Source organism: Streptomyces rubellomurinus (assembly GCF_000961885.1).
GTDB lineage: Bacteria > Actinomycetota > Actinomycetes > Streptomycetales > Streptomycetaceae > Kitasatospora > Kitasatospora rubellomurina.
Genome location: NZ_JZKH01000139.1, coordinates 1 through 13,941 on the forward strand (window position 1 = coordinate 1; position 13,941 = coordinate 13,941).

At 75.3% G+C, this 13,941-nt stretch carries 2 protein-coding genes; both read left to right on the forward strand.

Going from position 1 to position 13,941, the window contains the following annotated elements:
- Positions 1-7 precede the first annotated feature (7 nt).
- The gene (locus VM95_RS44915) at positions 8-7,144 is read left to right on the forward strand and encodes a type I polyketide synthase (protein ID WP_244179076.1); all 7,137 of its coding nucleotides are present in this window, start codon (positions 8-10) and stop codon (positions 7,142-7,144) included.
- On the forward strand, positions 7,141-13,941 hold a 6,801-nt coding region (locus VM95_RS44920; RefSeq protein ID WP_425265393.1), incomplete at its 3' end, for an SDR family NAD(P)-dependent oxidoreductase. The genes VM95_RS44915 and VM95_RS44920, both read left to right, overlap by 4 nt.

The following is a 13,941-nucleotide window of genomic DNA, read 5'->3' on the forward strand; positions in this document are numbered from 1 at the left end:
CTCCACCATGACCGGCGGCACCTCGCTGCGCCTGGACGCCGTCGACCCGGACGGCACCCCCGTCGTCTCCGCACGCTCCCTCATCGTCCGCCCGGTCCAACAGGCGGCCATCGACGGCACCCAGCGCGGGGACGCGCGGCAGTCGCTGTACGCGGTGGAGTGGACGCCGGTCGAGGTCGGCGGCGCGGCCGCCGGGGCTGCGACCGTTGGGGCTGCGGCCGTCGTCCGGATCGGCGCGGGCCGGGCCCACCCGGACCTGGCCGCGCTGGAGCAGGCACTCGCCGAGGGCGCCGAGGCGCCGCAGGCCGTCGTCGCCACGCTCTCCGCTCCCGGCGGCCCCGCCCCCGTTGCTGCCCGCGCGGCCGTCGCGGAGGCGCTGGCTCTGGTGCAGGGACGGCTGGCGAGTGAGCGGCTGGGCGAGGCCCGGCTGGTCGTGCTGACGCGCGGCGCGGTGTCGGTGGCCGGTGAGGCGGCGGACGTCGCCCAGGCGGCGGTGTGGGGTCTGCTGCGCAGTGCGCAGTCCGAGCACCCGGGTCGGTTCGTGCTGGTCGACGCGGACGGCTCCGATGCCGAAGTCTCCGACTGGGGAGCGGTGTTGGCTGCCGACGAGCCGCAGCTGGCGCTGCGCGGCGGCAAGCTGTTCGCGCCGCGGCTGGCGAAGGCGCCGGCCGGTGGGCCGGCGGTCCGGTTCGACGCGGACGGGACCGTCCTGGTCACCGGCGGTACGGGCGGCCTGGGCGCGGTCGTCGCCCGGCACCTGGTGGCGGCGCACGGCGTGCGCGACCTGCTGCTGCTCAGCCGCAGCGGCGCGGCGGCCGAGGGGGCCGCCGCGCTGGTGACGGAGCTGGCGGAGCTGGGCGCCGTCGCGGAGGTCGTCGCGTGCGACGTCGCGGACCGTGAGCAACTGGCCGCTGTGCTAGGCGGGTTGGCGAAGCCGCTGACGGCCGTGGTGCACGCGGCCGGCGTCGTCGACGACGGCGTGGTCGAGGCGTTGACGGCCGAGCAGGTCGAGCGCGTCCTGCGGCCGAAGCTCGAAGCCGCCTGGCACCTGCACGAGTTGACGGCGGGCTCCGACCTCAAGGCCTTCGTGCTGTTCTCCTCGGTGGCCGCCCTGATCGGCAGCCCCGGCCAGGGCAACTACGCGGCCGCGAACGCGGCGCTGGACGCGCTCGCCGCGTCCCGCCGGGCCGCCGGCCTGCCCGCGACCTCGCTCGCCTGGGGCCTGTGGGGCGAAGTCGGCGGCATGGGCGCCCAGTTGGACGCGGCCGACCTGGCCCGCCTGGAGCGCACCGGCGTCGGCGCGCTGTCCCAGGAGCGCGGGCTCGACCTGTTCGACCTGGCGCTCGGCTCCGAGGCCGCCCTGCTGGCGCCCGTCCGGCTGGACCCGGCCGCTCTGCGGTCCCAGGCCCGAGCGGGCCTGCTGCCCGCGCTGCTGCGCGGCCTGGCGCCCGTCCCGGCCCGCCGTGCCGCGAGCGGCGGTTCGCTGGCCCAGCGCCTCGCCGGTGTCGAGCGGTCCGAGCGCGAGCGGATCGTGCTGGACGCGGTGCGGGAGCAGGTCGCGGCCGTCCTCGGCCACGCCTCGGCGGCCGCCGTCGACACCGAACGTGCCTTCAAGGACCTCGGGTTCGACTCGTTGAGCGCCGTCGAGCTGCGCAACCGGCTCACCCAGGCCACCGGCGTCCGGCTGCCCGCCACGCTGATTTTCGACCACCCCACCCCGGCGGCCGTCGCCCGGCTGATCCTCGGCGAGGTCGGCGGGCTGGCGGAGGCGCCGAAGCGCGCCGCCCGGCCCAGGCGGGCGGCGGCCGACGAGCCGCTGGCGATCGTCGGCATGAGCTGCCGCTACCCGGGAGGGGTGACCTCGCCCGAGGAGCTGTGGCAGCTGGTCGCCGCCGGCCGCGACGCGGTCGCCGGGCTGCCCACCGACCGCGGCTGGGACCGCGACATCTTCGACCCCGACCCGGACCGGCCGGGGAAGATCACCATGCGTGGCGGCGCCTTCCTGGAGCGGATCGGCGAGTTCGACGCCGACTTCTTCGGCATCTCGCCGCGCGAGGCGCTGGCCATGGACCCGCAGCAGCGCCTGCTGCTGGAGACCTCCTGGGAGGCCATCGAGCAGGCGGGCATCGACCCGACCTCGCTGCGCGGCAGCGACACCGGCGTGTTCGCCGGCGTCGTGACCACCGACTACGGCGGCATGTCCTCCGGCGAGCTGGAGGGCTACCGCCTCACCGGGACCACGACCAGCGTGGTGTCCGGCCGGATCGCCTACACGCTCGGCCTGGAGGGCCCGGCGGTGTCCGTCGACACCGCCTGCTCCTCCTCGGCGGTTGCCCTGCACATGGCCGGTCAGGCGCTGCGGGGCGGCGAGTGCTCGCTGGCGCTCGTCGGCGGCGTCACGCTGCTCGCCGGCCCCTACCTGCTCACCGAGTTCAGCCGCCAGCGGGCGGTCTCGCCGGACGGGCGCTGCCGGGCGTACGCGTCGGCGGCGGACGGCACCGGCTTCTCCGAGGGCGTCGGCCTGCTGGTGCTGGAGCGGCTGTCGGACGCCCGCCGCAACGGGCGGAAGATCCTGGGCCTGATCCGGGGCACGGCCGTCAACCAGGACGGCGCGAGCAACGGCCTCACCGCGCCGAACGGCCCGTCGCAGGAGCGGGTGATCCGGGCGGCGCTGGCCAGCGCCGGGCTCTCGGCCGCCGACGTGGACGCGGTCGAGGGCCACGGGACGGGCACCAAGCTGGGTGACCCGATCGAGGCGCACGCGCTGCTGGCGACGTACGGCCGGGAGCGGGCCGGCGAGCCGCTGTGGCTGGGCTCGATCAAGTCGAACATCGGTCACACCTCGGCCGCGGCCGGTGTCGCGGGCGTCATCAAGATGGTGATGGCGATGCGCAACGGCGTGCTGCCGCAGACCCTGCACGTCGACGCGCCGTCCCCGCACATCGACTGGGAGGCGGGCGAGGTCGAGCTGCTGACCGAGGCCCGCGCGTGGTCGGCCGTCGAGGGGCGTCCGCGTCGGGCGGGCGTGTCCTCGTTCGGCGTCAGCGGGACGAACGCGCACATCATCGTCGAGGAGGCGCCGGCCGAGGTGCCGGGCGCGCTCCCGGTGCCGGTGACGACCCCGGTGCCGGTGGTGCTCTCGGCCCGCACCGACGTGGCGCTGCGGGCGCAGGCCGAGCGGCTGCGGTCGCACCTGCTGGCGCGGCCCGAGCTGCTGGTCGCCGATGTCGCGCTCTCCTCGGTCACGTCGCGGGCGCTGCTGGAGCGGCGCGCGGTCGTGGTCGCTGCGAGGCGGGACGAGCTGATCGAGCGGCTGGCCGCGGTCGCGGCGGGTACGGGTGCGGTCGGTGGGAAGTCGGCGTTCCTGTTCACCGGGCAGGGCTCGCAGCGGGCCGGGATGGGCCTGGAACTCGCCGGCGCCTTCCCGGAGTTCGAGCGGGCGCTGACCGAGGTCTGCGCCGAGCTGGACCCGAGGCTCGGCCGCTCGCTGCGGGAACTGCTGGCGGCGGACGGTACGGAGCTGGACGCCACCGAGTTCACCCAGGCGGCGCTGTTCGCGGTCGAGGTGGCCCTGTTCCGCCTGGCGGAGTCGCTGGGGCTGCGGGCGGACTACCTGGTCGGGCACTCGGTGGGCGAGATCGCCGCCGCGCACGTCGCGGGTGTGCTGTCGCTGGCGGATGCGGCCGAACTCGTGGTGGCGCGTGGCCGGTTGATGGGCGCGCTGCCCGCCGGTGGTGCGATGGTGGCGGTGCGTGCCGGTGAGGCCGAGGTGGCCGAGTCGCTGGTCGGCTTCGAGGGCCGGCTGGAGATCGCGGCGATCAACGCGCCCACCGCGATCGTCGTCTCGGGTGACGCGGACGCGGTCGAGGAGTGGCTGCCGAGGGTCGAGGGCCGCAAGACGACGCGGCTGCGGGTCTCCCACGCGTTCCACTCGCCGCGCATGGAGCCGATGCTGGACGAATTCCGTTCGGTGGCGGCCGGGTTGACGTACGCCGAGCCGCGAATCCCGGTGGTCTCCAACGTCACCGGCGCGCTGGTGGAGGCCTTCGACGCCGAGTACTGGGTCCGGCACGTGCGCCAGGCGGTGCGCTTCGCCGATGGCGTGACCACCCTGTGGGGCCTGGGAGTTCGCCGCTTCCTGGAGCTCGGCCCCGACGCGGTGCTCACCGCGATGGCCCGCCAGTGCGTCGAGGAGGACGCCGAGGCGGTGTTCGTCCCGGCGCTGCGCGCCAAGCAGGGCGAGCGCGAGACCTTCGCCGCCTTCGTGGGCCAGGCCCACACCGCCGGTGCGAAGGTCGACTGGGCGGCCGTGTTCGCCGGCACCGGCGCGCAGCGCGTCGACCTGCCGACGTACGCCTTCCAGCGCGAGAACTACTGGCTCTCGCCGAAGGCCGCCACCGGCGACGTCGCGACGGCCGGGCTGGACCGGATGCGGCACCCGATCCTGGCGGCGGCCGTGCAGGTCGGCGACCGCGACGAGTGGGTGTTCACCGGCCGGATGTCGCAGGAGAGCCAGCCGTGGACCCGCGACCACCAGGTGTTCGGGATCGTCCTGGTGCCCGGGACGGCGATGGTCGAGATGGCGCTGACCATCGGCCGCCGTCTGGGCTGCGAGGTCGTGGACGAGATGGTCATCGCCGCGCCGCTGGTGCTGGAGGACGACCTCACCCGGCAGATCCGGATCACCGTCGGTCCGGCCGGCGAGGACGGCCGGCGCGAGTTCGCGCTGTTCTCCCGGGTCGAGGCGGGCGAGGACGAGGCCACCGAGCTGACCTGCCACGCCCGCGGCTGGATCTCCGCGAACGCGGAGCCGCTGCCGCAGCTGCCCGTCCCGTGGCCGCCGGCCGACGCCGAGCCGCTGGCGGTGTCCGAGCTGTACTCGATGCTCAACAAGAACGCCCACCTGACCGACGCGGGCTTCGACTACGGCCCGGCCTTCCGCGCCGTGCGGACCGCCTGGCGCCGGGACGGCGAGGTCTTCGCCGAGCTGGCGCTGCCCGAGGAGGCCGGTTCGCCGGACGGTTTCGCCATCCACCCGGCGATGTTCGACTCCTCGCTGCACGGCGGGCTCGGCATGCTCGACATGGGCGAGGGCAACCCGAGCGGCCTGCCGTTCTCCTGGTCCGGCGTGCAGCTGGAGCGCTTCGGCCTCACCCGGATCCGGGTGCGGATCTCGCTGCCGGACCCGACCTCGCTGCAGCTCGACATCGCGAGCGAGGACGGCATGCCGCTGGCCTGCCTGCGGCGCCTGGACGTCCGCCCGGTGGAGCAGGCGCACCTGGAGGCGGCCCGGCGGGACGGCGAGCGCCACCTGTACGGGCTGGACTGGGTGCCGGTGCCGGCGGGCTCCGGGGCGTCGGACCTGCGGGTCGCGGCGGTCGGCGCGGGCGAGGCCCACCCGGACCTGGCCGCGCTGGGCCGGGCACTGGCCGAGGGCGGCGAGGTGCCGCAGCTGGTGGTGGCCGCGGTGGACGCCCAGGGGGTCGGCTCGGCCGACGCGGCCGGCGAGGCCGTGACCCGGGCGCTGGCGATGGTGCGCTCCTGGCTGGCGGACGACTGGTCGGGCGAGGCCCGGCTGGCGCTGGTCACCCGGGGCGCGGTGTCGGTGGACGGCGGGGCGGCGGACGTCGCCCAGGCGGCGGTGTGGGGTCTGCTGCGCAGTGCGCAGTCGGAGCACCCGGGCCGGTTCCTGCTGGTCGACGCGGACGGCTCCGATGCCGAGGCGGCCGACTGGGGTGCGGTGTTGGCGGCGGACGAGCCGCAGCTTGCGCTGCGTGGCGGCAAGCTGTTCGCGCCGCGCCTGGTGAAGGCTGCGGCCGGTGAGCCGCAGGCGGTGGAGTTCGATGCCGAGGGCACGGTGCTGGTCACCGGTGGTACGGGTGGTCTGGGTGCGGTGTTCGCGCGGCACCTGGCGAGCGCCTATGGTGTGCGGCACCTGGTGTTGGTGAGCCGGCGTGGTCCGGCGGCCGAGGGTGCGGCCGAACTGGTGGCGGAGTTGGTGGAGTTGGGCGCGTCGGCGCGGGTCGTCGCGTGCGACGTCGCGGACCGCGAGCAACTGGCGGCGGTGCTGGGCGGGTTGGAGCGTCCACTGACGGGCGTGGTGCACGCGGCCGGTGTGCTGGACGACGGTGTGATCGGGTCGCTGTCGGCCGAACAGGTCGAGCGCGTCCTGCGGCCGAAGGTCGAAGCGGCCTGGCACCTGCACGAGTTGACGGCCGGCTCCGACCTGAAGGCGTTCGTGCTGTTCTCCTCGGTGGCCGCCCTGATCGGCAGCCCGGGGCAGGGCAACTACGCGGCGGCGAACGCGGCGCTGGACGCGCTGGCCGCGTCCCGCCGTGCGGCGGGTCTGCCGGCGCTCTCGCTGGCCTGGGGTCTGTGGTCCGAAGCCGCCGGGATGGCGGCCCAGTTGGGCGGGGCGGAGCTGGCCCGGCTGGAGCGGATGGGCGCGAAGCCGTTGACGGCCGAGCTCGGCCTGAGCCTGTTCGACCGGGCGCTGGCCTCGGACGCGGCCCTGCTGGCGCCCGTCCAGCTGGACAGCGGGATCCTGCGGGCCCAGGCCCGGGACGGCGTGATCCCGGCCGTGCTGCGCGGGCTGGCGCCCGCCCCCGCCCGGCGGGTGGACACCTCGACGGTGTCGCTGCGCGACCGGCTGGCGGGCGTCGCCGTCGCGGACCGGCCGGCCGTCGTCCTCGACCTGGTGTGCACCCACGTGGCGGCCGTCCTCGGCCACACCTCGGCCGCGGCCATCGAACCCGAGCGGGCCTTCCAGGAGATGGGCTTCGACTCGCTCGGCGCCGTCGACCTGCGCAACCGGCTCACCCAGTCCACGGGCCTGCGGCTGCCCGCGACGCTGGTGTTCGACCACCCGACGCCCGCGGAGATCGCGCGACTCCTGCTCGCCGAGTTCGGCGGCGGCGACGAGCCGGCCGAGGCGCCCATCGACAAGGAACTGACGAAGCTGGAAGACATGCTCACCGCGATCGCCGACACCGATCGGCGCCACGTGGCCGAGCGACTGCGCCGCCTGCTGTCCGTCGTCGCCGACGACGACGGGCAGGCGGAGAGCACGGCCGAGCGGATCGAAGCGGCCAGCAATCTGGATGAGGTCTTCCAAATGATCGACGCCGAGTTCGGCGAAGCGTGACAGGGGGCGCTGACATGGCAGAGAACACCGAGCAGCAGGAGAAGATCGCCCGCTATCTCAAGAAGATGGCGAGCGACCTCAACCAGGCCCGTGCGCGCCTGCGCGAGTACGAGTCGCGCGACGGCGAGCCGCTGGCGATCGTCGGCATGAGCTGCCGCTACCCGGGCGGGGTGACCTCGCCCGAGGAGCTGTGGCAGCTGGTCGCCGAGGGGCGGGACGGCATCGGCCCGTTCCCGACCGACCGCGGCTGGGACCTGGAGAAGCTGTACGACCCGGACCCCGACACGCTCGGCACCGTCTACGCCCGCGAGGGCGGATTCATCGACGGCGCCGCCGAGTTCGACGCCGAGTTCTTCGGCATCTCGCCGCGCGAGGCGACCGCGATGGACCCGCAGCAGCGCCTGCTGCTGGAGTCGGCGTGGGAGGCGCTGGAGGACGCGGGCATCGACCCGCACACCCTGCGCGGCAGCTCCACCGGTGTCTTCTGCGGCGTCGGCCCGTCCGACTACGCGGCCATGCCGGCCGGCGCCCTGCCCGAGATCGAGGGCTTCCGGCTGACCGGCTCCACGACCAGCGTGGTGTCCGGCCGGATGGCGTACGCGCTCGGCCTGGAGGGCCCGGCCGTGTCCGTCGACACCGCCTGCTCCGCCTCCGCCGTCGCCCTGCACCTCGCGGTGAACGCGCTGCGGGCGGGGGAGTGCTCGCTGGCGCTCGCGGGTGGCGTGACCGTGCTCGCCGGGCCGTTCCTGCACATGGAGTTCAGCCGCCAGCGCGGCCTCGCCCCGGACGGGCGCTGCAAGGCGTACTCGTCCTCGGCGGACGGCACCGGCTTCTCGGACGGCCTCGGCCTGGTGGTGCTGGAGCGGCTGAGCGACGCGCGGCGCAACGGGCGTCGCATCCTCGGCCTGATCCGGGGCAGCGCCGTCAACCAGGACGGCGCGAGCAACGGTCTGACGGCCCCGAACGGCCCGTCGCAGGAGCGGGTGATCCGGGCGGCGCTCGCCAACGCCGGGCTGTCGACGGGCGACGTGGACGCCGTCGAGGGCCACGGCACCGGCACGGTGCTCGGCGACCCGATCGAGGCGCACGCGCTGCTGGCGACGTACGGGCGCGAGCGCGAGGGCGAGCCGCTGTGGCTCGGCTCCATCAAGTCCAACATCGGCCACACCTCGACCGCCGCCGGTGTCGCGGGCGTCATCAAGATGGTCATGGCGATGCGCAACGGCGTGCTGCCGCGCACCCTGCACGTCGACGAGCCGTCCGCGCACGTGGACTGGGACTCGGGCCGGGTCGAGCTGCTGACCGAGGCGCGGGACTGGCCGGCCGGTGAGCGGCCGCGCCGGGCCGCCGTGTCCTCCTTCGGCGTCAGCGGCACCAACGCGCACATCATCCTGGAGGAGGCCCCGGCGGCCGCTGCCGAGGACGAGGCCCTCCCGGTCCGTCCGGCGGGCGCGGTGCCGGTGGTGCTGTCGGCACGCACCGACGTGGCGCTGCGGGCGCAGGCGGAGCGGCTTCGGGCGTTCGTGGCCGCCGATCCGGACGCGTCCGTCGCGGACCTCGGATACTCCTCGGTTGTCTCGCGGGCGCTGCTGGAGCGGCGTGCGGTCGTGGTGGCCTCGGGGCGGGACGAGCTGGCGGAGCGGCTGGCCGGGGTGTCGGCGGGGACGGGTGCGGTCGGCGGCAAGTCGGCGTTCCTGTTCACCGGGCAGGGCTCGCAGCGGGCCGGGATGGGCCTGGAGCTGGCCGGGGTGTTCCCGGTGTTCGAGCGGGCGCTGAGCGAGGTCTGCGCCGAGCTGGATGCCCGACTGGGCCGCTCGGTGCGGGAGTTGATCGCGGCCGGTGGCGAGGAGCTGAACGCGACCGAGTTCACGCAGGCGGCGCTGTTCGCGGTCGAGGTGGCGCTGTTCCGCCTGGCGGAGTCGCTGGGGCTGCGGGCGGACTACCTGGTCGGTCACTCGGTGGGCGAGATCGCCGCCGCGCATGTCGCGGGTGTGCTGTCGCTGGCGGATGCCGCCGAACTCGTGGTGGCGCGTGGCCGGTTGATGGGCGCGCTGCCCGCCGGTGGTGCGATGGTGGCGGTGCAGGCCACCGAGGCCGAGGTCGCCGAGTCGCTGGCCGGCTTCGAGGGCCGGCTGGAGATCGCGGCGATCAACGCGCCGACCGCGATCGTCGTCTCGGGTGACGCGGACGCCGCCGAGGAGTGGCTGCCCAGGGTCGAGGGCCGCAAGACGACGCGGCTGCGGGTCTCGCACGCGTTCCACTCGCCGCGCATGGAGCCCATGCTGGACGAATTCCGCGCGGTCGCGCAGAAGTTGACCTATGCGAAGCCGCGGATCCCGGTGGTCTCCAACGTCACCGGCGCCCTGGTCGAGGCCTTCGACGCCGAGTACTGGGTCCGCCACGTGCGCCAGGCCGTCCGCTTCGCCGACGGCGTGACCACCCTGTGGGGCCTGGGAGTTCGCCGCTTCCTGGAGCTCGGCCCCGACGCCGTGCTCACCGCCATGGCCCGCCAGTGCGTCGACGAGAACGCCGACGCCGCGTTCACCGCCGCCCTGCGCGCCAAGCAGGACGACCGCGAGACCTTCGCGGGCTTCCTCGGCCAGGCGTACGCGGCAGGTGTCGCCGTGGACTGGGCCGCCTACTACGCGGGCACCGGCGCCCGGCGCGTCGACCTGCCCACCTACGCCTTCCAGCGCGAACGCTTCTGGCTGATGCCGTCCGCGCTGGGCGGCGACGTCACGGCCGCCGGGCTCATCGCCGTCGAGCACCCCGTGCTGGCCGGCCGCGCGCTCATCGGCGACCGCGACGAGTGGCTGTTCACCGGCCGCATCTCGACCCAGGCCCAGCCGTGGACGCGGGACCACGTCGTGATGGGCACCGTCGTCGTGCCCGGCGTGGCGCTGGTCGAAATGAGCCTGGCCGCCGGCCGCGAGGTCGGCTGCCCGGTGCTCGACGAGCTCGTCATCGAGGCGCCGCTGGCCCTGGACGAGACCGCCGCGCGCCGCCTGCAGATCACCGTGGGCCAGGCCGACGCGGACGGCCGCCGCGAGTTCGTCCTCTTCTCGCACCCCGAGGGCCAGGACGCCGACGCGTCGAGCGAGGTGACCTGCCACGGCCGGGGCTGGCTGGCGGCGAACGAGTCGTCGGCGCCCGGGTGGGACGTCGAGTGGCCGCCGCCGGGCGCCGAGGCGCTGTCCCCGGAGGCGCTCTACACCCGCATGACCGACATCGGCTACGACTACGGCCCGCTGTTCCAGGGCGTCGTCGAGGCGTGGCAGGACGAGGACGCCGTCTACGTCGAACTGGCCCTGCCGGACGACGCCGACACCCGGACGGCCTTCGGCATCCACCCCGGGCTCTTCGACTCGGCGGTGCAGAGCTCGCTCTTCGGCGAGAAGCCCGACGACACCCTCGTCATGCCGTTCTCCTGGAACGGCGTCCGGCTCCACCGCAGCGGCGTCTCGCACGCCCGCGCCCGGCTCACCCCGGCCGGTGAGGCCGCGTTCCGCATCGAGATCGTCGACGAGCACGACGAGCCGGTGCTCAGCATGGACCAGCTCGTGTTCCGTCCGGTCGACCGGGCGCAGCTGACGCGGGCCGGCGCGACGCAGAGCCCGCTGTACCGGCTCGGCTGGGCGCCGGTGGCGTCCGCCGCCGGTGAGGCCGTCCGGGTGGCGGTGCTGGGCGACACGGGCGACGCAGGCCTCGCGGGCCTCGCGGGCGAGCGGTTCGCGGACCTGGCGGCGCTGGGCAAGGCGCTGGCCGAGGGCGGCGAGGTTCCCCGGCTGGTGGTGGCCTCGGTCGCCGGCCCGGCGGACGGCAGCCGGGCCGAGGCGGCCCGCGAGGCCGTGGCCGAGGCGCTGGCCCTGGTGCAGCAGTGGCTGACGGACGACTGGTCGGGCGAGGCCCGGCTGGCGCTGGTCACCCGGGGCGCGGTGGCGGTGGACGGCGGGGCGGCGGACGTCGCCCAGGCGGCGGTGTGGGGTCTGCTGCGCAGTGCGCAGTCGGAGCACCCGGGCCGGTTCCTGCTGGTGGACCTGGACGGCTCCGAGCCGGACTGGGCCGCGTTGCTCGACACCGACGAGCCGCAGCTGGCGGTGCGGGACGGCAAGCTGTTCGCGCCGCGCCTGGTGAAGGCTGCGGTCGGTGAGTCGGCGGCGGTGGAGTTCGATGCCGAGGGCACGGTGCTGGTCACCGGTGGTACGGGTGGTCTGGGTGCGGTCTTCGCGCGGCACATGGCGAGCGCCTATGGCGTGCGGCACCTGGTGTTGGTGAGCCGGCGTGGTCCGGCGGCCGAGGGTGCGGCCGAACTGGTGGCGGAGTTGGCGGAGTTGGGCGCGTCGGCGCGGGTCGTCGCGTGCGACGTCGCGGACCGTGCGCAACTGGCGGCGGTGCTAGGCGGGTTGGAGCGTCCGCTGACGGGCGTGGTGCACGCGGCCGGTGTGCTGGACGACGGTGTGATCGGGTCGCTGTCGGCCGAGCAGGTCGAGCGGGTGCTGCGGCCGAAGGTCGAAGCGGCCTGGCACCTGCACGAGTTGACCGCGGGCTCCGATCTCAAGGCGTTCGTGCTGTTCTCCTCGGTGGCCGCCCTGATCGGCAGCCCGGGGCAGGGCAACTACGCGGCGGCGAACGCGGCCCTGGACGCGCTGGCCGCGTCCCGCCGGGCCGCCGGCCTGCCCGCGACCTCGCTGGCCTGGGGCCTGTGGTCCGAAGCCGCCGGGATGGCGGCCCAGTTGGGCGGGGCGGAGCTGGCCCGGCTGGAGCGGATGGGCGCGAAGCCGCTGACGGCCGAGCTCGGCCTGAGCCTGTTCGACCGCGCCCTGACCTCGGACGAGGCCCTGCTCGCGCCCGTCCAGCTCGACCTGGCCGTGCTGCGCGCCCAGGCCCGAGCGGGCCTGCTGCCGCCGCTGCTGCGCGGGCTCGCGCCCGCTCCGGCCCGGCGCGCGGAGACCGGCGGGTCGCTGGCCCGCCGTCTCGCGGGCGTGCCGGAGGCGGACCGCGAGCGGGTGGCGCTGGACCTGGTGCTGGCGCAGGTCGCGGGCGTGCTCGGGCACGCCTCGGCCACCGCGATCGACCCGGAGCGCGCCTTCCAGGAGATCGGCTTCGACTCGCTGAGCGCGGTCGAGCTGCGCAACCGGCTCACCCAGTCCACGGGCGTGCGCCTGCCGGCCACCCTGGTGTTCGACCACCCGTCCCCGGCGGCGGTGGCGCGCCTGCTGGTCGCGCAGATCGCGGTGGAGCCCGTGAGCGGCCGGACCAAGGCCGCCCGGGCGCGGCGCGTCGACTCCGCCGAGCCGCTGGCGATCGTCGGCATGAGCTGCCGGTTTCCGGGCGGGGTGTCCTCGCCGGACGAGCTGTGGCAGCTGGTCGCCGAGGGCCGGGACGCGATGGGCCCGTTCCCGTCCGACCGCGGCTGGGACCTGGCCAACCTGTACGACCCGGACCCCGACCACGCGGGCACCGCGTACACCCGGGCCGGCGGATTCGTCCACGGCATCGGGGAGTTCGACGCCGAGTTCTTCGGCATCAGCCCGCGCGAGGCGACGGCCACCGACCCGCAGCAGCGCCTGCTGCTCGAAGCCTCCTGGGAGGCGTTCGAGCACGCCGGTATCGACCCGACCTCGCTGCGCGGCAGCAACACCGGCGTCTTCTGCGGCACCGTCCCCTCGGGCTACCACTCCACGATGGCACCGGAGTTGGAGGGCTACCACCTCACCGGGACCACGACCAGCGTGGTGTCCGGCCGGATCGCCTACACGCTCGGCCTGGAGGGCCCGGCGGTGTCCGTCGACACCGCGTGCTCCTCCTCGTCGGTCGCCCTGCACTTCGCCTCGCAGTCCCTGCACGCGGGCGAGTGCGAGCTGGCCCTGGTCGGCGGTATCTCGCTGATGGCCACGCCGGACCTGCTCGTCGGGTTCAGCCGCCAGCGCGGCCTCTCCGAGGACGGGCGCTGCAAGGCGTACGCGTCCTCCGCGGACGGCACCGGCTTCTCGGACGGCATGGGCCTGCTCGTGCTGGAGCGTCTGTCGGACGCGCAGCGCAACGGCCGCCGGATCCTGGGCCTGGTCCGGGGCAGCGCCGTCAACCAGGACGGCGCGAGCAACGGCCTCACGGCCCCGAACGGCCCGTCGCAGGAGCGGGTGATCCGGGCCGCGCTCGCCAACGCGGGGCTGTCGGCGGACGACGTGGACGCCGTCGAGGGCCACGGCACCGGCACCAAGCTGGGCGACCCGATCGAGGCCCAGGCGCTGCTGGCCACCTACGGCCGGGACCGCGCCGGGGAGCCGCTGTGGCTGGGGTCCATCAAGTCGAACATCGGTCACACCTCGGCGGCGGCCGGTGTCGCGGGCGTCATCAAGATGGTGATGGCGATGCGCAACGGCGTGCTGCCGCAGACCCTGCACGTCGACGAGCCCTCGCCGCACGTGGAGTGGGACGCGGGCCGGGTGGAGCTGCTGACCGAGGCGCGGGAGTGGCCGGTCGTGGACGGGCGGCCGCGTCGTGCGGCGGTGTCCTCGTTCGGCGTCAGCGGGACGAACACGCACGTGATCCTGGAGGAGGCGCCGGCGGCGGAGCCGTCCGAGCAGGTCGAGGCCCAGCCGGTCCCGGCGGCAGCGGTCGCGGTGCCGGTGTCGGGTCGCAGTGCGGCGGCGGTGCGGGCGCAGGCGGAGCGGCTGCGGGCGCACCTGGTGGCGCGGCCGGAGCTGTCGCTCGCCGATGTGGGGTTCTCGGCGGCGACGACGCGGGCGCAGTTGGAGCACCGGGGTGTGGTGGCGGCCGCTGATCGTGAGCAGTTG